The 22312-nt window shown below is 68.7% G+C and carries 26 protein-coding genes and 1 pseudogene; 12 read left to right on the top strand and 15 right to left on the bottom strand.

Going from position 1 to position 22312, the window contains the following annotated elements; all coding sequences use genetic code 11:
* Positions 1–5: 5 nt before the first annotated feature.
* The 3 genes from MNOD_RS20080 to MNOD_RS20070 are packed head-to-tail and all read left to right on the top strand — an operon-like array spanning position 6 to position 4173.
* Complete coding sequence (locus tag MNOD_RS20080) at positions 6–1100, top strand: ABC transporter ATP-binding protein (RefSeq protein ID WP_015930787.1); 1095 nt, start codon at positions 6–8, stop codon at positions 1098–1100.
* 12 nt (positions 1101–1112) lie between these two features.
* Complete coding sequence (locus tag MNOD_RS20075; RefSeq protein WP_015930786.1) at positions 1113–2894, top strand: ABC transporter permease subunit; 1782 nt, start codon at positions 1113–1115, stop codon at positions 2892–2894.
* Between the two features lie 7 nt (positions 2895–2901).
* Positions 2902–4173 carry an NAD(P)/FAD-dependent oxidoreductase gene (locus MNOD_RS20070; RefSeq protein ID WP_015930785.1) on the top strand — a complete coding sequence of 424 codons (1272 nt, stop codon included), beginning with the start codon at positions 2902–2904 and terminating at the stop codon, positions 4171–4173.
* Between the two features lie 418 nt (positions 4174–4591).
* On the opposite strand, the gene MNOD_RS20065 is transcribed toward MNOD_RS20070, so the two are convergent.
* Together MNOD_RS20065 and MNOD_RS20060 are read right to left on the bottom strand one after the other, a co-directional pair.
* Positions 4592–6076 carry a M81 family metallopeptidase gene (locus tag MNOD_RS20065; RefSeq protein ID WP_015930783.1) on the bottom strand — a complete coding sequence of 495 codons (1485 nt, stop codon included), beginning with the start codon at positions 6074–6076 and terminating at the stop codon, positions 4592–4594.
* Between the two features lie 266 nt (positions 6077–6342).
* A complete protein-coding gene (locus MNOD_RS20060; RefSeq protein WP_015930782.1) occupies positions 6343–7680 on the bottom strand; it encodes a chloride channel protein in 1338 nt (445 codons plus the stop codon).
* Positions 7681–7832: 152 nt separating this feature from the next.
* Here MNOD_RS20060 and MNOD_RS46930 point away from each other — a divergent pair.
* A pseudogene (locus MNOD_RS46930) lies at positions 7833–7931 on the top strand (IS6 family transposase); the annotation flags it as partial.
* A 583-nt stretch (positions 7932–8514) separates the two neighbouring features.
* Positions 8515–8715, top strand: coding sequence for a hypothetical protein (locus MNOD_RS20055; protein WP_015930780.1), 201 nt, complete (start codon positions 8515–8517; stop codon positions 8713–8715).
* 490 nt (positions 8716–9205) lie between these two features.
* Here MNOD_RS20055 and MNOD_RS49250 read toward each other — a convergent pair whose 3' ends face one another.
* The 12 genes from MNOD_RS49250 to MNOD_RS19990 form a co-directional block, all read right to left on the bottom strand.
* Positions 9206–9682, bottom strand: coding sequence for a hypothetical protein (locus MNOD_RS49250; RefSeq protein ID WP_043749102.1), 477 nt, complete (start codon positions 9680–9682; stop codon positions 9206–9208).
* A 16-nt stretch (positions 9683–9698) separates the two neighbouring features.
* A complete protein-coding gene (locus tag MNOD_RS20040; protein WP_015930778.1) occupies positions 9699–11093 on the bottom strand; it encodes an RtcB family protein in 1395 nt (464 codons plus the stop codon).
* Between the two features lie 79 nt (positions 11094–11172).
* Positions 11173–11616: a Ros/MucR family transcriptional regulator gene (locus tag MNOD_RS20035; RefSeq protein WP_015930777.1), complete on the bottom strand. Its 444-nt coding sequence runs from the start codon at positions 11614–11616 to the stop codon at positions 11173–11175.
* Positions 11617–11983: 367 nt separating this feature from the next.
* Positions 11984–13612 (bottom strand): hypothetical protein, encoded by a 1629-nt coding sequence (locus MNOD_RS20030; RefSeq protein WP_050783374.1) that lies wholly within the window; start codon positions 13610–13612, stop codon positions 11984–11986.
* Positions 13609–14178: a hypothetical protein gene (locus MNOD_RS20025; protein ID WP_015930774.1), complete on the bottom strand. Its 570-nt coding sequence runs from the start codon at positions 14176–14178 to the stop codon at positions 13609–13611. The genes MNOD_RS20030 and MNOD_RS20025 overlap by 4 nt, the downstream gene beginning before the upstream one ends.
* On the bottom strand, positions 14175–15272 hold the full coding sequence (locus MNOD_RS20020) for an ATP-dependent DNA helicase (RefSeq protein ID WP_015930773.1): 1098 nt from the start codon (positions 15270–15272) through the stop codon (positions 14175–14177). Before MNOD_RS20020 ends, MNOD_RS20025 begins: the two co-directional genes overlap by 4 nt.
* Positions 15269–15517: a hypothetical protein gene (locus MNOD_RS20015; RefSeq protein ID WP_015930772.1), complete on the bottom strand. Its 249-nt coding sequence runs from the start codon at positions 15515–15517 to the stop codon at positions 15269–15271. Before MNOD_RS20015 ends, MNOD_RS20020 begins: the two co-directional genes overlap by 4 nt.
* A 4-nt stretch (positions 15518–15521) precedes the next feature.
* Positions 15522–16199, bottom strand: a complete 678-nt coding sequence (locus MNOD_RS20010; RefSeq protein ID WP_015930771.1) for a hypothetical protein — start codon at positions 16197–16199, stop codon at positions 15522–15524.
* Positions 16190–16630: a hypothetical protein gene (locus MNOD_RS20005; RefSeq protein ID WP_015930770.1), complete on the bottom strand. Its 441-nt coding sequence runs from the start codon at positions 16628–16630 to the stop codon at positions 16190–16192. The genes MNOD_RS20010 and MNOD_RS20005 overlap by 10 nt, the downstream gene beginning before the upstream one ends.
* A 2-nt stretch (positions 16631–16632) precedes the next feature.
* On the bottom strand, positions 16633–17013 hold the full coding sequence (locus MNOD_RS41620; protein ID WP_015930769.1) for a VRR-NUC domain-containing protein: 381 nt from the start codon (positions 17011–17013) through the stop codon (positions 16633–16635).
* A gap of 98 nt (positions 17014–17111) precedes the next feature.
* Entirely contained in the window at positions 17112–17519 is a 408-nt protein-coding gene (locus tag MNOD_RS46920; RefSeq protein ID WP_157091518.1) for a hypothetical protein, read from the bottom strand.
* Positions 17520–18073: 554 nt separating this feature from the next.
* The gene (locus MNOD_RS19990; protein WP_015930767.1) at positions 18074–18406 is read right to left on the bottom strand and encodes a hypothetical protein; all 333 of its coding nucleotides are present in this window, start codon (positions 18404–18406) and stop codon (positions 18074–18076) included.
* Between the two features lie 93 nt (positions 18407–18499).
* On the opposite strand from MNOD_RS19990, the gene MNOD_RS19985 reads away from it, so the two are divergent.
* Positions 18500–18769 (top strand): hypothetical protein, encoded by a 270-nt coding sequence (locus MNOD_RS19985; protein WP_043749094.1) that lies wholly within the window; start codon positions 18500–18502, stop codon positions 18767–18769.
* Positions 18770–18858: 89 nt separating this feature from the next.
* Here the strand turns inward: MNOD_RS19985 and MNOD_RS19980 are convergent, their stop codons facing one another.
* Positions 18859–19128, bottom strand: coding sequence for a hypothetical protein (locus MNOD_RS19980; protein WP_157091517.1), 270 nt, complete (start codon positions 19126–19128; stop codon positions 18859–18861).
* 132 nt (positions 19129–19260) lie between these two features.
* Between MNOD_RS19980 and MNOD_RS46915 the strand changes: the two genes are divergently transcribed.
* From MNOD_RS46915 to MNOD_RS19960, 6 genes are all read left to right on the top strand, one after another.
* Positions 19261–20031 (top strand): S24/S26 family peptidase, encoded by a 771-nt coding sequence (locus tag MNOD_RS46915; protein ID WP_043749067.1) that lies wholly within the window; start codon positions 19261–19263, stop codon positions 20029–20031.
* Positions 20032–20479: 448 nt separating this feature from the next.
* A complete protein-coding gene (locus MNOD_RS19970; RefSeq protein WP_015930765.1) occupies positions 20480–20908 on the top strand; it encodes a hypothetical protein in 429 nt (142 codons plus the stop codon).
* A gap of 10 nt (positions 20909–20918) precedes the next feature.
* Entirely contained in the window at positions 20919–21044 is a 126-nt protein-coding gene (locus MNOD_RS50040) for a hypothetical protein (RefSeq protein ID WP_015930764.1), read from the top strand.
* A complete protein-coding gene (locus MNOD_RS50035) occupies positions 21041–21175 on the top strand; it encodes a hypothetical protein (protein ID WP_015930763.1) in 135 nt (44 codons plus the stop codon). Before MNOD_RS50040 ends, MNOD_RS50035 begins: the two co-directional genes overlap by 4 nt.
* A gap of 52 nt (positions 21176–21227) precedes the next feature.
* On the top strand, positions 21228–22109 hold the full coding sequence (locus MNOD_RS19965) for a TAXI family TRAP transporter solute-binding subunit (RefSeq protein ID WP_015930762.1): 882 nt from the start codon (positions 21228–21230) through the stop codon (positions 22107–22109).
* Between the two features lie 6 nt (positions 22110–22115).
* The gene (locus MNOD_RS19960; protein ID WP_015930761.1) at positions 22116–22310 is read left to right on the top strand and encodes a hypothetical protein; all 195 of its coding nucleotides are present in this window, start codon (positions 22116–22118) and stop codon (positions 22308–22310) included.
* The last annotated feature ends 2 nt before the right edge of the window (positions 22311–22312 follow it).

The following is a 22312-nucleotide window of genomic DNA, read 5'->3' as shown; positions in this document are numbered from 1 at the left end:
GGGATATGGCTGTTTCTCGCTCCATCAAGCTCTCCGCGCGCGACGTCGGCAAGCGCTACGGCGCAGCCGTCGCGCTGGCGGACGCGACCTTCGACCTCGCCGAGGGCGAATTCCTGACGCTGCTCGGCCCCTCCGGGTCGGGTAAGACGACGCTGCTGATGATCGTGGCCGGGCTCGTGCCGCCGAGCTCCGGCGAGATCCTGATCGACGGCCGGCCGGCGACCAACCTCGCGAGTTGTGACCGCGATATCGGGATGGTCTTCCAGAGCTATGCGCTCTTTCCGCACCTGACTGTCGCCGAGAACGTCGCGTTCCCGCTCGAGATGCGGCGCCTGCCCAAGCACGAAGTCGAGACGCGCGTGCGAGAAGCGCTCGACCTCGTTCGGCTCGGCCACCTCGCCGACCGGCTGCCAGCGCGGCTCTCGGGCGGGCAGCAGCAGCGGGTGGCGCTCGCCCGCGCCATGATCTACCGGCCCTCCATCATCCTGATGGACGAGCCGCTAGGTGCCCTCGACAAGAAGCTGCGCGAGCATATGCAGAGCGAGATCCGCCGCCTGCATCATGAGCTCAGCATCACTGTTCTCTACGTCACGCACGATCAGGATGAGGCGATGGGCCTGTCCAATCGCATCTGCCTGATGAACAATGCCCGCATCGAGCAGATCGGCACGCCGGACGAACTTTATTTCCGGCCGAGCACGCCGTTCGCAGCGAACTTCATCGGTGAGTCCAACCTCCTGCCTGTGACGGTGGCCAGTCGGGACGGCGACATCGGCGAGGTTCGCACAGCCACCGGCGTTACGCTGCGCGGCCGCACCGTCCCGACGAGCCCGGTCTCTGGCGACGCATTGCTCGCAGTACGGCCGGAGCGGCTTCTGCTCCTCGACGAGGGAGCGAGTAGCGAGAACAGGCTCGTCGGGACGGTGCGCGACAGCGTGATGCTCGGCGCTCTGACCCGCGTGGAGATCGAGCCGGCCGGCGGCGGCCACCTCGCCGCCCTGCTGCTCACAGCCGGACGGGCCCGCCCGCGCGTCGGCGAAGTCGTGCGACTCGGCTGGCCCGCTGATGCCGGCATTGTGCTTCCTTGTGAAGCGGCCTGAGCGGGAGCGGACATGAGCAATATGGCCTTAGCGACCCCTCTCGACGCCCCCGCTCCGCGCCTCAAGCTTCGTCTCGCGGCCCTCCGCGGCTGGTTGCTGCTTGCGCCGGCTGCGGTTCTGCTCGGGTGCTTCTTCCTCTACCCCGTCGTGAGACTCATGGCGCTGAGCCTTCTCGACGGGTCAGGCCAGCCGAGTCTCGTCCATTACGGGCGCTTGTTCGGTTCGCCCGTCTACGTCTCCGTGCTGGGGACGACGCTGCAGATCGCCTTTTGGACCGCCATCGTCGCGCTGCTTGCCGGCTACCCCGTGGCCTATGCCATCGCGCGGGCCGAGCCGCGCAGCCGAGCGCGGCTGATGCTGTGGGTGCTGCTCCCCTTCTGGACAAGCTTCCTGGTCCGTACCTTCGCCTGGATCGTGCTGCTCGGCCGCACCGGCGTGCTCAACGACACGCTCCAGCGCCTCGGCATAGTGGGGGGGCCACTCGAGCTGATCTACAATCTTGCGGGCGTGCTGGTCGGCACGGTGCACGCGCTCATGCCACTTGCGATCCTGACGCTCGTGCCGGTGCTCGAGAAGATCAACCGCGATCTTGAGAAGGCGGCCTCGACCCTCGGCGCGCGCAGCGGCTCGACGTTCTGGCGCATCTCCTTCCCTCTCTCGCTTCCGGGCGTCGCCGCGGCGGGCCTCCTCGTCTTCATCTCGGCTCTCGGCTTCTTCATCACTCCTGCCCTCCTCGGCTCGCCGAAGCAGACGATGGTCGGCCAACTCATCATCGAGCAGATCCAGGAGATGATGAACTGGGGCTTCGGGGGCGCGATCTCGGCGCTCCTGATCACCGCGACGATCCTGATCTTCTTCGCCTACGACCGGCTCGTGGGTCTGTCGACGCTGGCCGGCGGCAGCTCGGAGGGCGATGCGGCGCCGAGCCGCGCGGCGCGCCTCGGCACTTCCATGCTCGGCGCTGCCGGCCGGGCTTCGGACGCGTTCGGCGGGGCCCTCGGTCGGGTTGGTTTCGCCCGCGCTCCCTCGCTCGCCGGGCGTGCGACCGTCCTGCTCACCCTCGGTTTCCTGGCCAGCCCGGCCCTGTTCTTGATCCCGGTTTCGGTTTCGAAAAGCGCCTTTATCGAGTGGCCGCCGGCTCTGTTCTCCGGCCAGTGGTACGCGGCACTCGCCGACTCGCCGCAGTGGCTCGGTGCGGCGGCCCGCTCGATCACCGTGGCGACGCTCTCGGCGCTGTTGGCCGTGGCGATCGGCACGCCCGCGGCTTTCGCTCTGACGCGCTTCAACCTCGCCGGCAAGTCCACGATCTTGGCTCTACTCCTGGCGCCGCTGATCGTGCCGCGCATCGTGACGGCCGTCGGCCTGTTCTACCTCTTCGCCCAGATCGGCCTGATCGGCACGACGCTGGGCCTCGTGCTCGGCCATGCCGTGCTGTCGGTGCCCTACGTCACGACCACGGTCATGGCCGTTCTGAAGCACCACGACTGGCGACTTGAACAGGCTGCCTCGACTCTCGGTGCCGGCCGCATCACGACGCTGCGGCGCGTGACACTCCCGCTGATCCGCAACGGGCTCATCGCCGCCTACCTGTTCGCCTTCGTGACTTCGTTCGACGAGCTCACGATCGCGCTCTTCGTCACGGGCGGCCTGTTCGGCACGCTGCCGAAGCAGATGTGGGATGACGCACTGCTCAAGGTGAGCCCGATGCTAGCCGCTGTCTCGGTCGTGCTGCTGGTCCTGATCACGGTCTTCGTGGTCGTGGCCGAGCGGCTGTCGCGGCCGCGGAGCGCCTGAGGTGACCATGGTTTCGACAGCAAACGGACGCGCGTCCAGGCACGGTCGCTCGGCCCTCGTCATCGGTGCGGGCGCGGTCGGCCTCTCGGCTGCGGTTCAGCTCGGACGCCGGGGCCTGCAGGTCACTGTTCTCGACGAAGCCCAGCCCGGAGGCGGTGCATCGCACGGCAATTCCGGCATGCTGGTGGCGGACACCGCCATGCCGACTTCTCTGCCCGGCATGATCCGAAAGGTGCCGCGCTGGCTGAGCGATCCTTTGGGACCACTCACGATCCGGGCGGCCTATCTGCCGAAGGCAATGCCCTGGCTCTGGCGTTACCTGAAGGCCGGGACGCGACGTCAGGTCTTCTACGCCTCGGCTGCGCTTCGCGAGCTGAACCGCCGCACCTTCTCGGGCTGGGCCGATCTTATCGGCCCTGCCGAGATGGCGCGGCTCGTGCGCCAGGACGGCCAGATCTATCTCTGGGAGGGGTTGAAGACGGCCCCCCCGCCCGGGATCGAGGACGAGATCAGGGCAATGTTCGGGATTCAGTCAGAGATCATTGGACCCGATCAGATCCGGCAGTTTTATCCCGGCATCGCCCGCACGGCCACTCACGGGCTTCTCATCAGGGGCAATGGTCACACGGTCGATCCCGGCGGCCTCACCCGTGCCTTGGCCGAGCGCTTCGTGGCCGAGGGAGGCGAGTTGGCGCATGAGCGGGTGCTGAAGCTCTGGCCACGCGACGGGGGCGGCTGGAGCGCGATGACGAACCTGACCAATCACACCGCGGACTTGGTTGTTGTGGCCGCAGGTGCTTGGTCGACCCGCCTCTTGGCGCCACTCGGCATTGCAATACCTCTGGAGACGGAGCGCGGCTACCACGTCATGCTGCCGACGCCGTCGATCCGGCTCGGGATGCCGATCCTCAGCAAGACCGGCTACTTCGGCATGTGCTCGATGGCCGGGGGCCTTCGAGTGTCGGGTACGGTGGAGATTGCTGGGCTCGACGCGCCGCCGACGCTGCAGCGCGCCGAAAATCTGCTGGTTCAGGCGAAACGCCTTTTTCCCAGTCTGGAACATGGTGAACCCATCTACTGGATGGGACATCGTCCCTCGACGCCGGATAGCCTGCCCGTGATCGGGCCGATCGGGGATCGGCCAGGTCTTTATGGCTGTTTTGGCCATGGACACGCGGGTATGACGGGGGCGCCCGCAAGTGGCCAGCTGCTAGCCCAGCTGATTGCTGATGAGCGACCCAGCTTCGATCCTGCGCCATACTCCGCGGCCCGATTTTGAGAGTAATGTGCGGTGGAAGCAAGCGAGCACTGCCAATATAGCTTCTTCCATAAGCCGCCCGATACTGTTGGCGAATTCGGATGGCTTTCCGGCCGGGCGTCTGGCGCGGCCGTTGCACAGGCGTGAGGCCCGTCCCGTCACGGGCTCTGCGGCGGGCGTGGTCGGAATTCCCCAACAGATGGGCCGCGCGCGGGCGCGCACCATCCGCGCGGGCGCGCACCATCATGGAGAGGAAATGGGACGGCTGAGTCGGGCCCGGGACCGAGCGGCCAACCCTATTTCCGCAGCAGTATCCCGTCGTTTTCTGGACATGGGCAGAACGCAGGACGGCCCGCGCACAGGCGCAGGCCGTTGGCCGTCATCAGTGAAAAGGTGAGGCTTGGCGGCGAAAGCCAGTGCCCCCCATCCTCCGTGCTCTTCAGGCGGTCCACGTGGCCTCCAGGTCGATCGGGTAGGTCGGGCGGGCGAGCTTGGCGAAGGGGAACAGGCGGTAGTCGGAGCTCGTCACGCCGGCGCTGGCGCACTCGACGGTCGCCCGGGCAATCGGCTCGAAGACCGGGCGGCAGTACATGCGCGACTTCAGGATCAAGAAGCGCGCCGCCCGCGGATCGATGCCGCTCTCTATGAAGATCGCGAGGTCCCAGGGCTCATGTGGCTCCTCGGTCACCAGGACGCGCGCCCGACCAGTGTCGAGGACGGCAGCGCGACCCATGGAGAAGCGCTGCCCCGTATAGGTCGGGCCAGTGACGACATAGCTGCCATCTCCGAGCGCCGCGACCCGGCCCGAGAGCGCGAGCGGGGCCTGGGGCGGGAAGCCCGGGAGCGCCACCTTGTTGCCGAGCCGGACCTCCGCTGCGGCGCCGGTCCCGGCCGCGAACAGGGCGGCCACGGTTTCCGGGTCGCAGATCGGCCCGGCAACGATGCCGTCGAGGCCCGCCTCCAGGCAGGCGGCTAGCACGTCCATCACGTCGCAGGTGCCGCCCGACATGCAGTTGTCGCCGTGGTCGAGGAGCAGGACGGGTCCGGTGCCGGGGCCCGCCTCGGCCGCGCGCGCTGCGGCGATTGAGGCGGCGAGCGGCACCTCGTGGTAGACGAACTCCGTCCGGCGCGCCCAGATCGCGGCACCGAGCTCTGCCGCGGCTGCCCGCGCCTGCGCTGCGCTCTCGGCCGCGACCACGAAGGACACGCCGGTCTCGGCGAGATCCGCGAGGCTGAAGCCGCCGAAGAGCGTGGCGGCGAGGATACCCGGCCGCGCCTCCATTGCCCGCGCCGCGGCGACGAGGTCGGCCATCGGCCCCGGCACGCGGGTGTCCATCCTGAGCGTATGGGCGAGCTGAGGCGGATGGCACCAGGCCTGGTGCGGCCGCAGGCCCTCATCGAGCATGCGGCCGACGAGGCGGGCGACGTGTTCGCCTGTCTCGGCCATGTCCACGTGCGGGTAGGTTTTGAAGCCGACAATGACGTCCGCCGCCTCGACCATGCGCGGCGTGACGTTGGCGTGGAGATCCAGGGCGACGCCGAGCGGAACGTCCGGGGCGATCGCCCGAATGCGGGCGAGAAGCTCGCCCTCGCCGTCGTCGTGGCTCTCGGTCACCATCGCGCCGTGCAGGTCGAGGAGGATCGCCTCACATCCCTCCGCCACCGCGGCGAGGATCGCGGCGGACAAGGCCTCGAAGGCCGCGTCGGCGACCGGTCCGCTCGGGTTGGCATGGGCCATGACCGGCACGGCGACCTCCATCCCCCGTGCCTGTGCGAAGGCCAGGAAGGCGCCGAGCGCCGTGGCACTCCCGGTGCCCGCCTCGCGCGCCGCCTCGCCCCAGAGAGGCCGGAAGGCCGAGAGCGGTGTGGCGAGGGGCGAGAAGGTATTCGTCTCGTGGTTGAGGCGAGCGGTCACGATGCGCATGGCGGCCCTCGGCGGAAGATGTAGGGATGGGGCGAGTCGGGTCCGTCCAAGGCTACCTGCTCGGAAAGCCGCAGCCACTCGACGGGATACTCACCGTGCTAGGCAGGAGTTGATGTTGCTACGGCGTGAGGTGGTTCCATACGCCGCGCTTATGCGAACGACACGGCTCAGTTCCAGCTCCGCGGTTCCAGTGCGCAAGCCCTATTGGAACGCATCCTTCTGCAGCCTGCGGCACGCGATCCGGGTGTCTAAGCAGTTTCTTCTGCTCAGGCAGCCGGCTTCACCGGCGGGGCCGCGGGATCGGCGCGCGCCAGAATGATGTCGGCGAGCGCGTGGTAGAGCCCGCCCCGGCAGACGAGCTTCGAGGCCGCGTCGGCGATGAGCGCAGCGATCATCAGCGGGATCATCATGGCGTGGTCCTGGGTCATCTCGGTGACGATGACGAAGGAGGTGACCGGCGCCTGCAGCACGCCGGTGAGGTAGGAGACCATGCCGATCAGCACGAGCGCCCCGATCGAGATGCCGGGGAACAGCCCGTGGAACTCGGCCCCGAGCCCGGCCCCGACCGCCAGCGAGGGCGCGAACAGCCCGCCCGGGATGCCGCTGATCGAGGTCAGCACGGTGGCGGCGAACTTGAGCGGCGCAAAGTCAGCGCGCGCGGGCGCGTCCCCGTGTAGGATGGCGCGGGCCTCCTCGTAGCCGGTGCCATAGACCGCGCTGCCGGAGGCGAGGCCGCACAGGGCGACGCCGAGCCCGCACAGCATCGCGAAGGCGACCGGCCGCCGCGCGATCAGCGCGCCCGCCCGGCCCGGCAAGCCGCGGCCGAACAGGATCACGATGCGGCTGAACAGGCCCCCACCGAGCCCGCCGAGCCCGCCGATCAGCGGCACCACGACCCAGCCGGTGCCGATCGCCAGCGTCGCGTCGGTGGTGCCGAAATAGGTGTAGTTTCCGACGAGCCAGAGGGAGGTGAGGCCCGCCGCCACGATCGCCGCCACGATGAGGCTGGTGGTACGCGCCTCGTAGGTCCGCCCCAGTTCCTCGATGCCGAAGGCGATGCCGGCCAGCGGCGTGTTGAAGGCCGCCGCTACCCCGGCCGCGCCGCCGGCCAGGATCAGGCCGGGCAAGCGCTTCGGCGAAAGGTGACCCGCCGCCGCCATGATGGCGGCCCCCACCTGCACGGTCGGGCCCTCGCGCCCGGCAGCGGCCCCGCAGAGGAGGCCGAGCGTCATCACCACGATCTTGCCGAAGGCGACGCGCAGCGAGATCAGCGCGTGGCGAAACCGCGGGTCCTTGGTGTGGCGCGCAGCGATCACCTGCGGGATGCCGGAGCCTTGCGAGTTCGGGAAGACCGTGCGGGCGAGCCGTGCCCCGAGGCCGAAACCGGCGGGGGTCATGACGAGCGCGATCAAGGGGGAGACCGCCAGGATCGACTTGAAGGCGGCCTGTGCCGCATCCGCGGCCTTCGCCATCAGCACGGCGGCGAGCCCGATGCAGATGCCGCTGAGGAGGAAGAGCAGGCGCCGGCGCCAGATCCCGAAGGCATCGACCGATGCGCTGCGCAAGTGCGCCATCGAGCGGGAGTGATAGAAGCGTCGCGGCATCTCTCAATTCGGTCCGGCGTTTTCGGCTGCGAGGGCGAGTAGCGCGGCTCCTAATCCGCTATTCTTGGGCCTGTCGCAAACGCGGATGAGCCCACGTTCACGAGTCGTTAGGCATACCGAAAGAGCTTGCCGCCTCATCCCGGAGCCGGCCCATGATCCTGAATGCCCTCGCCCTCAAGCTGAGGCGCCAGGCCCGCAGCGACTTCAAGGGCCGGCGCTTGGAGGCGTCGCTCATCGTCCAGGCGCTCTCAAGGCACATTTGCTGGGTTCCATACGCCGCCCTGATGCGAATGGGGCCGGCCTCACGCGGGCGGGCGCATTTCCGGCGACGACGGGCGCTTACGTCCAGCGTGCCCTGAGCTGGGTGAATGAGCTGGTGCTGTGCAACATGCAAACCGCGCCGGCCTAGTCCAAACGGCAGGATTGCCTCGCCGCCTGAGGCGTGTACTTCTAGTGCCACTTGTCTACGAGCTGCCTTCGCCTGCCCGGTTTACTATGGCGGGCTTTTCTTGTTTTCAGCCCCTGATGGCCGTTCCAACCGCTCTCCTCGCTGGAGTCACATTCTTCTTCGCAATCTGCAATAATATCATCCCATCGCCTGTCTTATAAGCACTTAGATTATAGATTTATTCTATAGAACCTGACCTCGCCTTAAAAAAGCGATTATTATCTGCTCATCCGCGTTATCGGGAGCATTATGGCGCGCCGTGCTCAAGCTTGTCGATCGCTTGTTGAGGACGCGGCAGAGGTGACCGTCAACCGGCGCAGCGGAACCAGACGAGCAACCGGACATCGACTCGTGGGCCTTGCCCCAACGATTGATGGCAACCGGTCATGACGGACCCCAACCTCGCCGAGGTGCTGCGGCAGGTCGAAGAGACGATCACGGAGTGGAACCGTCAGGCGGCTGAACTCTGCCGGTCGTCGGAGGAGTTGCTCCGCGTCGAGGTGACCGCCGAGCGCAAGTCCGCCCGCGCGATCCGATGCGCCTGGACGCCCGCCCCGGGCCGCAGGAGAGTCGCAGGCGGCGTTTGAGGGGGCCGGCGGTGCCGGGGCGGGGACTCGACAGGCACGATCGGCCGCTGGTGGCCTCCTGCGCGATCCATCGGAACTGATTGGTCGGCCGGCGAGCTACTGGCGCGCGACGAGGAGCCGGGAGTAACATCGCGATCGGTCGGCGCGGGTGTCTCCCCCGCACGTCCCCGCGCCGCCAGCGAGACTCCTCGCAAAGGGACGGGGGTCGGTCAGCCGGAGGGGGCCACCGGTCCTCGTCTGACACCTGCCCGTGGGCATCACCACGGACAGCCGATTGCGCCAGGAGCTCCGGTTCCTTCTCGCCAGGCTCGCCCATGTCGGAGCCTTCGGTGAAGCCAAACAGGGGCTCGCTGGCGAGCTCTTCGTCGCGGCCGCTGTTCTCTGCCGCGGTTCTCTCATCCTGAGCCAGGACCACGCTGTCGGGCGGCAGGATGAGGCATGCAGCAGCGGGCAGGACAGGCAGAGAGTCACTGACAGCCGCCTCTCACCGTCAAGCTGATTGAGTCCTGACCCCAAACCGATTTTCGCGTTCGGCCAGGCTCGCCGCGTTCTTTGCCGCGGCGAGCCGCTCACAAGCCCGCACGCGCCGTCGGTGAAAGGTGCGCTCGTTCCAGCCCTTCTCACGGCACCACTCCGCGATCGAGGCCTCCGCGTCCCCGCCGGCCGCCCGGATCCGCGCGTAAGTCTTCAGCGCCAGGAGCTCGTCCTTGTCGGTCAGCACCGTGCGGGCCAACCCCAGAATATCGAAGCTGGCGCCGGGCCGCTCGAGGTCAGCCGAAAGCAGCGCGGCGCCAGGTCCGGTGGCGATTGCGGATTCCCGCAGGAGCCGCAGCGGGATGATGACCCACCGCTCGATGTCCTTGGCGGTCCACGCAGGCAGCGGATCAGCACGCTCGGGAGGCTCTGCCACCTCGGGCGCCTCCTCGCCGCCTCCGCCGGCCGCTCCGGGGCTCTCCTGCAGGCTCACGCGCGCTTAGGGCTCCTCAGTCCTTGTACGGGTCGAACTCGCCTTCGCCGGCCATGGCGACGGCGAATGGGCGCAAGGTGTGCAGGATCCGGATCGTGCCCTCGTGCTGCGCCAGCACCTCGGGCAGGCGCCGATAGGCCTGGGGCGCCTCGTCGATCTCGCCGCCCCACAGGTGCACCCCGCGCTCGCGGATCCAGGCCTGCCACTCGTCGTGACGCACCCGGCCGGGCTGGCGGATCTTCTTGCCGCGCTCGTCACGCACGAAGCGCCCACGCGCCTCGGTGCGCGACATGATCCGGCCCGCCCCGTGGATGGTCGAATAGAGGCTCTCGCGCGACTTCTCGCTCTCGGTCCCCTCCAAGATCACGGCGTTGTCGCCCATCGAGCCGCCGACGAAGCCGCGCTGGCCCGGGAATGCTGGGGTCGCCCCCTTGCGCACCACCCACAGGTCCCGGCCGCTGTGGCGCTCGCGCCAAGCCCAATTGTGGTGGTTGTGGACAGTATCGGTGATGGCGCCGCCAATGATCCGGCGCACGCGCTCCACCACCCACTCGCGGCCCGCATAGGCATACTGGCCGGCGAGGTCGAGCCCAGCGATGTAGCTCTGCCCGATCTCGTGCTCGACCGGTACCAGTGCTGGGGCCACCTCCATCCCATCCTTGGCATCAACGAGTTCGAGGTGCTTCGTGGTGATGGTGTGCCCGAGGCCGCGCGAACCGAAATGCACACCGATCCAGACGAAGCCCTCCTCGTCCTCGAACAGGTCGACATAGTGGTTGCCCGAGCCCACCGTGCCGAGTTGTGCCCGCGCTTTCCCCTTCATCTCCTTGGCACCGATGGCGTGGTCCCACAGGTCGCTTTCGAAGAGGGGATGGTCGACCTTGAAGTTGTTTTTCTGCCCTACGCCGAAGCTGATCGTGCGGCCGATGTCGGCAAGGATTGAGGGCGCCTGGTCCGCGATGTCGGCGTAGCGGGTATCGAGACGGACCGCCATGTTCCCGCAGGCGATGTCGAAGCCCACGCCCGAAATCGAGATGTGGTCCTCGTAGGCGACGACACCACCGATCGGGTGGCCGTAGCCGAGATGGCCGTCGGCACAGAGTACGCCTTTCACAGCGCTGCCCAGCCCCATGCAGCGCTCGATCTGACGCACGGTCTTCTCGTCGTGCTCACCGAAGATGGTGATCGGCGGGTCGAGGACCTCCAGATTCTCGCGCCGAATGGGCGCAAGAGACGCCGGTCCGACTTCCGGCAGGGACTGATCGTCCACCTCGCTCATCGTCTTGAGCGCCGCGATGATCTCGTCCTGGCGGGCGCCGGCGGTCTCCATCTCGGCTGCCTTGGCGATCCCCGCCTTGAACCATTTGCCCGGCTTGAAGCCCCAGCCGATCAGGGTGCTGCCGTCGATCATCACGTCTCTCCCTGCTGAGTGGGGCTGCGGTGGCGCAGAGGCCCCACCGCTAGCTGAACTCTCGATAGGCGGCTGGGGGTCAGTGAGCCGTCGCCCCCGAACGGCCGCCAAGATGCGCCTGCGCGGAGCCACGGCCGAGACCCGAGCTCTTGGCGAGTTCCGACCGGTGCGCGGCGTAGTTCGCGGCCACCATCGGGTAATCCGGCGGCAGGCCCCACTTGGTTCGGTACTGCTCGGGCGTCAGTCCGCGTCCAGCAAGGTGCCGCTTGAGCGTCTTGTAGGGCTTGCCAACCTCCAACGAGATGATCGCGTCCGGCGTCACGGTCTTGCGGATCGGCACAGGCGGGACGAGCGGTTCGGGCGCGGGCTCCGGCGCCTTACCCAGGTCTTGCAGCGCGGCGTGGGTGCTCGCAATCAGGCCGGGCAGTTCCGCGGCAGGGACGGCGTTGTGGGCGACGTAGGCGCCGACGATGCGGGCAGCCAGGCCGGCGAGGCCGGGGGACTGGGTGTCAATGTCGGGCATCAGGATCTCCTCTATGTCTCTGAACTACCTACTGTTCTTCATCTGGAACGGCGGTGGCGCACCGGTCCGGTCCTGGGGTTTCGGTGGGGTTTTGGGGGGTTAGGGTGGGGTTTTTTGTCGAGAAACCCCACACCAAAATCTGCTGATGTGTCAGAGACTTAGAGGTGCTTTGGGGGTTATTGGGGTTTTTTTCTCATTCTTACGCGTGCGCAGGAAAGGTCGCGCGTGAAGATTGGCGAAAAAACCCCGAAAACCCCCAAATCAGCCATAAACCCCTGTCCCATCGTCAGATTTTCCGTGGGGTTTCCGGTGGGGTTACATTTTTCGAAACCCCACAAACCCCACGAGAAACCCCACTCGCGCGTGCTCACCTCCCTTCCTCCGGCGCCTTGCAGAGTGCGTAGCGATTGCCCCGCTTCTCGTCGGCGACCATCTCGATGCGCATGCCGGCCACGACCCGGCCGCGGACGCCCGTGAGCCAGCGGCCGAGGCTGCGGGTCGAGATCGCGGATCCCTTGCCGGCCTGGCGCATCAGCACCTCGCGCAAGGACGGCCGCAGCGGCTGCCCGTCGGTGCCGGTCTCCTGCGCGGCCGCGGCGATGTCGCCGGTGGCGTAGTAGGCGCCCTCGATGAGGTGCTCGCCCCAGGCCGTGATGAGCTCCGACAGCGCGGCGCGCTCGGGATCCTCGCCGCGCGCGATGTCCATGCTCGCGACCGGGTCGGCCTCGCCGAGCCACACCAGCGCCGAGCGGACCGTGTCCGACCACGCCCCGTAGGACCCGATCGGGCCGCAGACCCGCGGCGCGCCGGCGGCGCGGTAGGCCCGGGCGATGGTGAGGGCGGCGGCCACGTAGGCGCCGCGGTCGGCCATCACGGCCTGCATCGGGTTCGACGCGAACTCCCGCTGCTCCGGCCGCTCCACGCCGGCGTCGAGCCGGCACAGCACGGCCCGCCGCGTCATGTCGCCGACGAGCGTCAGATTGTTGCCCGTCGCGAACACGGCCGCCCGGCACTCGATCTCCGGCACCTCGGACCGGCCCAGGATGCGCACCCTGACCACCGGCCGTTCCGTCACTTGGCAGAGCGCGTCACCGCCGAGTTCGCCGTTGACGTTGTCGAGCGAGATCAGGGGCGTACCGCTGAGAAGGAGCGCGCCGAGACGCTTCTCGGTCTCCTCCTCGGTGCGCCCGACCGCCATGACGGCACAGGGCCGTCCCGTGACGATGGCGGCGATCAGATCGACGAGATACGACTTGCCGGTGCCCGCGGAGGAGGCCCGGATCCCGTGACAGGGCGCCGAGGGCAGCGTGGGCCGCAGCATCGCGGTCAGGATGCCGGACAGTGCCACGGCGCGATCCACGGGCCCGACGAACGGAAATTCCTGCAGGGGCTCCAGCAGAAGCGCGAGCGCGGCCTGCGCCTCGGCGCGACTCGGCCGCTCCGGGATCGCCGGCATGACCACGGCCTCGTCCGGCATCAGGAAGAGCCGGGTCGCGGGGTCGTATCCGGGCTCGTCGAGCAGCGAGCCGTCGGGCCGCAGGGTCGGAATCGTGGTGATGCCGGAGATCGGCGGAAGCCGCCACCGGCCCTCGCGCGACAGCAGGATCGCCACGGCCTTGTCGGGCGGATCGATGTTCACCCAGCGCTGGGCGCGCCCGTCGAAGCGCTGGAACTTGGCGACCTGGGCCAGGATGTCGGCCAGGGAATCTGCGGTCAGGGGCTTCAGCTTGGCGACGAGGGCGAGGCCGCCGTTGGCGGTCGGGGTCGGCTCCACGACCGGCCGCACCAGCGCGCCGGCGCGGGTGAACACCGCCGCCCCGCTCTCGATCAGGGCGTCCTCGGCCTCGTCGACGACCCGCGGCAGCTCGGAGGCCACCACCTTGATCACCGGCAGAAGGTCCGACGATCCCGACGCGCCGCCGGCACCCTGGGCGCCGGCATCACGAAGCCGTTTAGCCCGGCGGGCCTGATCGAGGTCGATCGGCGCCGTCATCATGGTGCCTCGACCAGGATGCGGGGCATCCTGACCTTCCTGAGCATCGCCTCCACGGCCTCGCCGTGGGCGATGTCCTGCGTCAGCAGCGTGCCGGCTCCCAGGAGCGCAGGCCGGGCAAGGGCGTCGTTGATCACCACCACGCCGCGCCAGCCCGCCGCCAGCCAGCCGACGGGGTCGCGGTGCACCACGAGCGGCTCCTTGTCCGCGAGCGGGCGCCACAGGCTGTCCTCGCCGAGCATGCCGACCACGCCGAGCCACGTCGCGAGGCGGCCTGCGGCGGGATCCCAGGCCACGACGTCGACCAGCGCTCCGCCGGCGTCCCGGGCCGGGATCGTGTAGGCCTCGACCGCGCCCGGCCCTTCGCCGCCGTCGTGCCGCGCGAAGCCGAAGCGCTGTCGCTTCCCGAACACCACGAGGTCGCGCAGCACCAGGTCGACGCCATGCCGAGCGCAGGCGAGATGCCGGCCCTCGACGCCGCGGCGCCGGAACGCCGCGAAGTCGGCGCGCCCCAGCGGCAGCCCACGGGCCTGCTCCCGTTCCGGGTCGAGGGCGGGCCGCGCCCTCATGACAGCACCACCGTCACGGCATCGGCCGCGCGCGTGAGCCCGGTGTAGAGCCAGCGCTGCGCGGTCTCGCGAAAGGCGCAGCTCTCGTCGAACAGCACCACGCGATTCCACTGCGAGCCCTGCGCCTTGTGCACGGTGAGCGCGTAGCCGTACGTGAACTCGTCGAAGCCTCTGCGCTGCTTCGGGCTCAGCGCCTCTTCCTGGCCGTGGAAGAACTCGCTGCGTACCTCCACCGGGACCGGCACGGCGTCCGGGTCGTGGTCCGGCATGACCTCAAGTTCGACGGTGGCGCCGTCGTTCTGCGCGACGTCGGCGACCTCCCAGAGCCCGCCGTTGAGCAGGCCCTTGTCCTTGTTGTTGCGCAGGCAAACGAGCCGGTCGCCGATCTCCGGGCCGGCCGGGTCGCGGCCGTAGAGCTGTCGCACCTTCGCGTTCAGCCCGCGCCGGGTCTGGTTGCGACCGACCAGGATCTGGTCCGCGCGGAGCACGGCGCGCTGGCCGAGCGCCGCGCGCTGGATGACGCGGCTCTCGCCGTAGGCGCCGGCGTCGAGCCGCCCGCCCTGGCGCACGCGCATCGACATCGCGATGATCGGGTTGTCCGCGGCCTGCCGATGCACCTCGGTGAGCATGAAATCGGGGTCGCCGCCCGTGAAATAGCCAGCGCCGTCGACGGGCGGCAGCTGCGCGGGGTCGCCGAGCACGAGCACCTTGGTGCCGAAGCTCATCAGGTCTCGGCCAAGCTCAGGACCGACCATCGAGCACTCGTCGACGATGACGAGCGCGGCCGATGCGACGGGGCTGTCCTCGTTCAGCACGAAGATCACGCTGCCGTCGCGGCGCGGCTTCGGCCGGTAGATCAGCGAGTGGATCGTGCTGGCGCCGGTGCAGCCCTTTGCCCGCAGGACGAGCGCAGCCTTGCCGGTGAAGGCGGCGAAGAGCACATCGCCTTTGACGCCCTCGGCAAGGTGCCGGGCGAGCGTAGTCTTGCCGGTCCCGGCGTAGCCGCCGAGGTAGAACGGCGCCCGGCCCGGGCTCTTGAGCCACGCCTTGACGGCGCGCAGGGCCTGATCCTGCTGGGGCGACCACGCCGTCATGCGCGTTGCCCCGTTCGCTCGTAGGCCGCCAGGATCCGCTCCCGCTGGCGCGCCGGCAGCCCTTCCAGGATCCGCAGCGCGCGGGCGCGCCGCGCCGGGATGGATGGATCGCCCAGCGCCACAGCGGCCGGATAGGCGTCCGGCACGCCGACGAGCGCTCCGGAGAGGCGCACCGCGTCCGCCCCGCGCGTGTGGACGCCGACGAGGCCAGGACGGAAGACGGGCAGGGCGCGGAAGGGCGTCATGGCGCTACTCCGCGGCCACGAGCAGCGGTGCCGTGGTCTGCGCGCCGAAGCGCGCGGCGTCATCGGGACGAGTGAGCGCGCGCCGACAGCCAGGCGGGATGTGCAGGATCGGCTGCGGCTCGACGAAGGTGCTCCAGCAGAACCACGCGTAGGCGGTCGCCGTCGTGCCGTTCGGCTCCCACCGGCCGCGATGCATCGGAAGACGCTCGACGTAGGGGGCGAACAACGTGGGCGGCCGGCGCCTGAACAGGCGCTTGTAGCGGTCCGCGCCCTCGTTCCAGGCTGTCCGGCACAGGCAGGCGACGATGGGCGCGAGGTCGAGCGCGCGCAGCACGAAGTCGGCCGCCACATTGAACGGCGGGTTGAACACGATCGCCTCGACGTCCCGCGGCGGCAGTGTCGCAGCATCAAGGAAGTCCGCGACCACGTACCCGCAGCCGTAGTCGAACACGTCTGAGGCGTGCACGTTGGGAATTGACTCGCGCAGCACCTCGGCCATGTGTCCCGCGCCGCAGCACGGGTCCCACACGCTCGCGATCGGCCGCAGCGACAGGCGTGGCAGGACGTGGCGCACGAAGGCGCGCGTGCCCCACGGCGCCGTCGGGAAGAAATCGAGGCTGTCCGGCGGCTCGCGCCGCGACGCCATGACGGCCGCGCCGCCCGCGGGGGCGATCACCGACATCCGAGAATCCCCTTGATCCGCTCGAAGGCGCGGGGTGGGTCGCCGGGCACGCCGTCGTTGAAGGGCTCGAGGCCGTTCCGCTCCCGCATCAGGGCGATGCGCCGCCCGATCAGGCTGAGGAGATCGTGGCGGGCGTCGCCGTCCATCTCCTGGATCCACGCCGCGGCCTCGACGCGGGCGATCAACGCCGGCCCGTCGGCGAAGCCCATCCGGCGCATGAACCGATCGAGGTCGCGGATCTCCTCGCCGCGAGGACCGGCGAGCAGCGCCTCAAGCTTCTGCCGCTTCCAGGCCCGGTACTGCTTGGAGAGCTGCTCGTCCTCGCGCAGCTTCTTCTCGCCCTTCAATCCGAGCCGCATTTGCGCCGATCCCCCGACGCGGGCAGGGCTGCGGGCATGACGGGCCTCGGAATGGGACTGGAGCGCCGCCACGGTCAGAACTCCGTCGCCGGCTCGGGCGCAGGCCCGCGGCGCGGCCCGAACCCAGCCTCGCGCATCGCCTGCACCGCGCCCTCGATGTCCCGCACCACGGCGACCGGGAAGCCGCGCTCGCGCAGGTTCGGGATCAGGCGCCGCTGGGCCGCGCTGAGCGACCCGCCGGCCGCCTTGACCTCGAGCAGCAGGACCCGGCCGTCGCGGCCGTAGGCGATCAGATCGGGATGCCCGGGCTCGACGCCCTCCGCCCGCAGCTCTACCGCCTCGCGCTTGCCGCGCCGGCCGCCGTTCGGCACCGCAGCCACGATGGCATCGAAGCTGCCGCGCAGGCGCGCCACGATGGCGGCCTGGATGTGGTGCTCGGGGCGGGCGCGGGTCATCGCTGACCTTCCGCGCGACCATCGGTCGGCGCCGGCCGGCCTGTCTCGGGCGGCGTGAATTCGGAGGGCCTGAAATCGACGAAGTCCGTCATCGTCGATCACGCTCCGCGCGCTTCCGAAGCAAGACGGCGAAGCGTACGCGCCGCCTTCCACGCCTCATCTGCCGTAGACCGGATCTGCTCAAGATCTTCGCCGCTTGAAGCAGGAGATGCTTGGGCAACCAGGCGCTCAAGGCGTTGAGCCAACGCCGCAGCTTTCTGAACTTCGGTCCGAAGCTCGCCGGCGCGGCGGGCATGCGCGGCCCGGATGGCGTCCATCTCGGCGGCGTCGATCCGGCGAGCCTCGCGCCGCCAGATATCCTCGGCACGGCCATAGCTCATCGGCTCCTGAAGAACGGCAGAGACCGCGCGCGCGGCGCGCGTGATGGCAGCTTTCACGGTGTCGCCGACCGGCCGCGGTTCGGCGAGCTCTCGCAGAAGCTGAGAGGCTTGATCGACCGTCGTCATGCGACCGCCCTCGGAATACTTTTCCGAGCCCTCGGTATGTTTTCCCGGCACGTCGGAAGGCTCCTGTGGTTCAACAGCGTCGAACCGAAAGGAGCTTCGAGATGCAGGAGGTGGACAGGGATACGCAGGACAACACGCGCGCGACCGACGATGCTTGCCGGCGAGCGGTCACGCGAGACCAGGAACAGGGGAGCGCCCGCGCGGTCAGCGATGCGAGAGACCTTGATGGCGCGGGCGCACGCGCCGCCGAACGCGGCACGTCGGAATTGCGGCCCCAAAAAGCCCCCCTCTCCGCACCGGGAGAGGGGGCCAGTCAGGGAGGAAACGCCCACGATGGGCAGTGCTCCAGCCGGGAACGCCAACGCCGGCCGGGGCCTCGGAGCGCGGGCCGGGCGGCCGGCGCGAACAGAATTGCTGAGCTGAGCTCCGCGAAGAGGGTTGCGCCCGATCCGGAACGGACAGGGGCCGGTCGTAGCCGGACCGGGCGCGCTGCCGGCTGGGCCAGGCTTGCTGGACCGGCGGGTCTCGGGGGCGGAGGAGGAGCGCATGACGGCTCACGCCTCGCCGCGACTGGACGAGTGAAGACGCTGGGCTGGTGCGGGGCTGGTGCCGCCGCTGAGCGCATCGCCGGCCTTCTCGAACACGGGTCGGTCGCCGTCGGCGCTGAGGCCGCGGACGAGGCGCGGACCGCTCTGGTGCGGGCCGCCGCCGCTCGCCATTACGGCGTCGCCGTCCAGGAAGCGGTCGAGCCAAGCGCGCAGCTGCACCGCTTCCGTGCGCGTGAGCTGCCCGTCGGCGAAGGGTCCGGCGGAGGGGATCTGCACGCGAGCGCGATTGCCGATCGGGGCGACGCGAAGCGGGCCAATCTCCTGCGGGAGGGCGCGCATCAGGCGCCTCCCACAGCAACTGCAGACGCCGGGCGGCGGAACAGGTCGGAACGCCGCCCGGCGCTGCTACCATCGGAAGTGCCAACCAACCCGATGGAGCGGCTGATGACGGAAACCGATGAGGCTCGGTGGCTCGCGCTGTGCGCCGCGGTGCGCGCCCTGGCCATGCACGCTGCACGCGCGGCCAATCCGGCGCATCCGGCCGACTGGCTGGCGAGCGTCGCGCTCGCCGCTGATGGTCTAGTCAACGCCATGACGAACCCGCACCTGACGGAAGAAGAGCTTGAGAAGGTGACGCAAGCGACCGAGACCACGCTTCGGCTGATCTTCGATCAAGCGGTCTTCCCGGTCCGTGAAGCGTGATTGGCCCCACGACCAACCCGAGCCCGCATCGCCTGACATGCGGACGATGTGATGGATTGCTGTCCGATCGACGGTGAAGCGGTGCTTAGTCACGGCGCCGCCTCCGCCATCGAGGCAGCAGAGGAAGCGGCCAGCGCGGCCTCTACCTGTGCCGCTGACTTCGGCGGGCGCCGGATGTCATCGGGCCACGGGAGATTATCCGGCCAATGATCGGAGAAGAATTGCATCGCGCGCTCGTAGCGCCCGAGATACAGATCGCGGCCGCTTGCGATAACGTCGAGCTTGTTAGTGTCCTGGAAGAGGCGCCAGCTTACGGTTGTCCGCTTCAGCCCTGTCGCGGAGCCGTAGAGGCCTGCCAAGCGAAGGATGTCTTCTCTGCCATTCATACCGAGGCGTCCGATCCAACGCACTCAGCATCGGTACAAATACCGCGGATGTCAACGGCCTTATTACCGCTCGCAAACGGCCGTGTTGGCGGTCATTCTACCGCCATGGAATTACGAGAGATTTTGGAGCGGATAGAGCGCCGGCTGGAGGCCACCGGCCTGTCGGAGCGTGCCGCTTCGGAGAAGGCCGGAAAGCCCGACGCAATCCGCAATCTGCGCCGTGCTCTAGAGAAGGATGGCCGCCAAGGGGTCAGCACGGCGACACTGAATGCGCTCGCGCCGGTCCTGGGTACGACATCTGTCTGGCTCTTTGCCGGAGCAGGCCCTGAGGAGCCAGCCAAGGCGCCTAGCTCTGGATCAACCTCTATCTCTTCTGCAGCAGGTGGAGAAGAGATCGTCCAAGCGACACAGCCGGCGGTTCGCGTTTTATATGGCGGCTTTGTCGAGGCGGGATCTTACCGCGAGATTTCAGAATTCATAGATGTCCCGCCCGAAGACATCTTTCTTCCACCCGATAGCGAATACCCACGGGTGCAGCAGGTTGCCTTCGACGTACGCGGGGACTCAATGAATGCTCTCACGCCGCGACCAATTCTGCGCGGCGATCGCGTTGTGGCTCTAGACTTTGAAGGGTTGCATGGTCGTGTTGCACTCCACACCGGAATGGTCGTGATTGTCCAGCAAAGCCGAGAAGGCGGGCACTTGGTAGAGCGCTCAGTGAAGCAACTGGAGGTCTATGAGGACCGGTACGAGTTTCACCCGCGCTCGACAGTGTCGCGCTATAAGCCGATCGTGGTTCCCCACAGCATGGAGGCTGACGATGGACGCGAAGTTCGGATACTGGCTTGGGCTCGGAGCGTGTTGAACAAGCTTTAACAGGCCAGCCGAGTGGGCGGACTTTCGAAATAAGCTACTAGCTGAGAAGATTTGCCGGAGCATCTATGGCATTCAAACGGGATATTCTCTGCCATTTTTCTCACTCGCCTGTCAATTGTAGCAGCATCTCTGCGCTGCATTCCAAGTGATACAATCGGGTATGTCTCGTCCATACATGACAAACAACGCACCCTGAGCTTATACCGCAATTCAGATAGGCCGCCTGACGCATCATTGCGCCCGCACATTCCAAGTTCCTCTGCGTCATATGCCCCTAGTTCGTTCTCTTTTGAGCTGCGTGTCAAGCGTCCCGGCCGCGGTGGAATGGCATTTTTTCCGCCGTGCGGGGTTGCACCCGCTTTCGCGGGTTTTATACCGCAAGCCTCTTGACGCGGTAAAATAACCGCAGTTAGTTTCCGTCCATCGCCTCTCGCGATGGAGCCCCGCAGTGCTCACCCGCCCCCAACCCGACCTCGTTGCCCTGCTCGGCCGCCGCGAGCCGCCTCGCACCTACCTTGCTCACTTTGTCGATGCCTCGGGCCGGAAGTGGATCGAGGAGACCATCGTCGACAACGGCCTCACTGCGATTGCGGAGTTCCTTGCAGCCGACGAGCGCCAGGGCTCGATGCTCCGGGAGGTCTACGAGCTCGACATCACCGACCCGCTGACGCCGGTCGCCCGCAACGTCACTGCGATGGCGCTCGGCAAGGTCGTCGACCTGATCGACCGGGACGATGAGCGGGACGCGCTGCCCGCGAGCCTGGAGGACGCGGCCCGGCGCCATGGCGTCGTGGGTCCGGCCGAGAAGGCGCCCGCCGACGTGCTGCCCTTCACCCGCTTGACGCCCGCGTGCGTCGGCGTCGCGACCCGCGGGTGAGGAGGGGCGGATGCGCCTTGCTCTCCGCCTCGCCGCGCTCGACCGCCGCTGCCGGGCCGCCGCCCAGATCGCCGCCCGAGCCGGGCTTCTCGTCGTGATCGCCGCGAGCTTCGCGGCCATCGGGAGGTGGCTGTGATCTGGGCCGTCCTCTCCCGCTCCACCGACCTCCTCGCCCTGATCGGGCTCGGGACGGTCATCGTCCTGAGCGTGCGCGTCGCGCTCCGCCTCTCCCGCCTCTTCGCCCGTCGCTCTCCGCCCCGGGCCTGACCCGCTGCCGGCCCGGGCTCGGCCGGCTCGCACCCCACCCCCGGAGATCCCCATGAGATCGCTGCTTCTCGTATCCGCGGCCCTGCTCGCATCCTGCGCCGCCCAGGCGGCCGAGCCGCCGGCCTTCCGCCTCTGCACCGGCAGCGAGGCGGGCCATTATTTCCGCGCCGGCCACCTCCTGAAGAGCAAGGCCTCGAGCGTGCAGCTCGAGGTGATCCCAACCCAGGGCTCGCTCGACAATCTCGACAAGATCGTGGCGGGCCAGTGCGACGGCGCCTTCGTCCAGGCCGACGCGCTCCTCGTCTACTCGGCCCGCAACGCTCAGGCGCTATCGACCCTCGAGCGGGCGGGCGTGCTCTATCAGGAGCAGGCGCACCTGCTCTGCAACCGGCAGGCCGGGATCAAGCGGGTGGTCGACCTCACCAAGGCCACCACGGTCGCGGTCGGGCCGGACGGCTCGGGCGGTCGCACGACCTGGGACGCCTTCGTGCTGGCCGACAAGACGCGCTACGCCCCCATCCAGATCGACACCCGGTCGGGCGTGCGCGCGCTCTCGGCGGTCGCGGACGGCTCCCAGGTGCAGTGCATGCTCTGGGTCGGCGCGCTCAACGCCTCCTTCATCAAGGGTGATGCCCAGGCGCAGGGGGACCGCATCGTGCTCGCCGGCACGGACGACCGCGACATGACCACGACCGCCAAGGATGCGCGCGGGCAGCCGGTCTATACCTACGGCGAGATCCCGGCCGGGACCTATCCGCGCATCCAGCCCGCCGGGCTGGTCTACGGCACCAAGGCGCTCGGCACGATCGCGGTCGATGCGCTGTTCGTGACCGGGCTGGCCTGGGTGACCGCGCACGAGCGGGCCTACGACGGGCTGCTCCGCGCCTTCGCGGCGGCCAAGCCGCAGATCCAGAGCCTCGTCCAGCCGCAGTAGCCGCTCGTGACCCGCCGGGCCGAGCCCGAGACCCCGGCCGAGCGGCGGGCACGTCGCTCCGCCGACCGCCTGGAGCGCATCGCGGCCGCGGCCCGCGCTGAAGACGCTAGCGCCCGCCAGCTCGCCCTCGCCACCGAGGCCCGCATCGCTCGCCTGCAGGCGCGGGCCGGGTCCGACACCAGCCCCACCAAGGAGGACTGATC

Source organism: Methylobacterium nodulans ORS 2060 (genome assembly GCF_000022085.1).
Classification (GTDB): Bacteria; Pseudomonadota; Alphaproteobacteria; order Rhizobiales; family Beijerinckiaceae; genus Methylobacterium; species Methylobacterium nodulans.
Note: the sequence above shows the minus strand (reverse complement) of the source record. Positions and strands in the feature narration are given on the sequence as shown.

What these genes read in the sequence shown, in the direction of transcription:
- MNOD_RS20025 (WP_015930774.1), bottom strand. Translation starts at nt 14,178, where the DNA reads ATGAGGGCGCGGCCCGCCCTCGACCCGGAACGGGAGCAGGCCCGTGGG.
- MNOD_RS20070 (WP_015930785.1), top strand. Translation starts at nt 2,902, where the DNA reads ATGGTTTCGACAGCAAACGGACGCGCGTCCAGGCACGGTCGCTCGGCC.
- MNOD_RS41620 (WP_015930769.1), bottom strand. Translation starts at nt 17,013, where the DNA reads ATGACCCGCGCCCGCCCCGAGCACCACATCCAGGCCGCCATCGTGGCG.
- MNOD_RS20010 (WP_015930771.1), bottom strand. Translation starts at nt 16,199, where the DNA reads ATGTCGGTGATCGCCCCCGCGGGCGGCGCGGCCGTCATGGCGTCGCGG.
- MNOD_RS50040 (WP_015930764.1), top strand. Translation starts at nt 20,919, where the DNA reads ATGCGCCTTGCTCTCCGCCTCGCCGCGCTCGACCGCCGCTGCCGGGCC.
- MNOD_RS19990 (WP_015930767.1), bottom strand. Translation starts at nt 18,406, where the DNA reads ATGCGCGCCCTCCCGCAGGAGATTGGCCCGCTTCGCGTCGCCCCGATC.
- MNOD_RS20080 (WP_015930787.1), top strand. Translation starts at nt 6, where the DNA reads ATGGCTGTTTCTCGCTCCATCAAGCTCTCCGCGCGCGACGTCGGCAAG.
- MNOD_RS20055 (WP_015930780.1), top strand. Translation starts at nt 8,515, where the DNA reads ATGACGGACCCCAACCTCGCCGAGGTGCTGCGGCAGGTCGAAGAGACG.
- MNOD_RS46915 (WP_043749067.1), top strand. Translation starts at nt 19,261, where the DNA reads ATGGAATTACGAGAGATTTTGGAGCGGATAGAGCGCCGGCTGGAGGCC.
- MNOD_RS20065 (WP_015930783.1), bottom strand. Translation starts at nt 6,076, where the DNA reads ATGCGCATCGTGACCGCTCGCCTCAACCACGAGACGAATACCTTCTCG.
- MNOD_RS20040 (WP_015930778.1), bottom strand. Translation starts at nt 11,093, where the DNA reads ATGATCGACGGCAGCACCCTGATCGGCTGGGGCTTCAAGCCGGGCAAA.
- MNOD_RS20015 (WP_015930772.1), bottom strand. Translation starts at nt 15,517, where the DNA reads ATGACGCCCTTCCGCGCCCTGCCCGTCTTCCGTCCTGGCCTCGTCGGC.
- MNOD_RS46920 (WP_157091518.1), bottom strand. Translation starts at nt 17,519, where the DNA reads ATGACGACGGTCGATCAAGCCTCTCAGCTTCTGCGAGAGCTCGCCGAA.
- MNOD_RS19965 (WP_015930762.1), top strand. Translation starts at nt 21,228, where the DNA reads ATGAGATCGCTGCTTCTCGTATCCGCGGCCCTGCTCGCATCCTGCGCC.
- MNOD_RS19985 (WP_043749094.1), top strand. Translation starts at nt 18,500, where the DNA reads ATGGAGCGGCTGATGACGGAAACCGATGAGGCTCGGTGGCTCGCGCTG.
- MNOD_RS20030 (WP_050783374.1), bottom strand. Translation starts at nt 13,612, where the DNA reads ATGATGACGGCGCCGATCGACCTCGATCAGGCCCGCCGGGCTAAACGG.
- MNOD_RS20020 (WP_015930773.1), bottom strand. Translation starts at nt 15,272, where the DNA reads ATGACGGCGTGGTCGCCCCAGCAGGATCAGGCCCTGCGCGCCGTCAAG.
- MNOD_RS20075 (WP_015930786.1), top strand. Translation starts at nt 1,113, where the DNA reads ATGAGCAATATGGCCTTAGCGACCCCTCTCGACGCCCCCGCTCCGCGC.
- MNOD_RS20035 (WP_015930777.1), bottom strand. Translation starts at nt 11,616, where the DNA reads ATGCCCGACATTGACACCCAGTCCCCCGGCCTCGCCGGCCTGGCTGCC.
- MNOD_RS20060 (WP_015930782.1), bottom strand. Translation starts at nt 7,680, where the DNA reads ATGCCGCGACGCTTCTATCACTCCCGCTCGATGGCGCACTTGCGCAGC.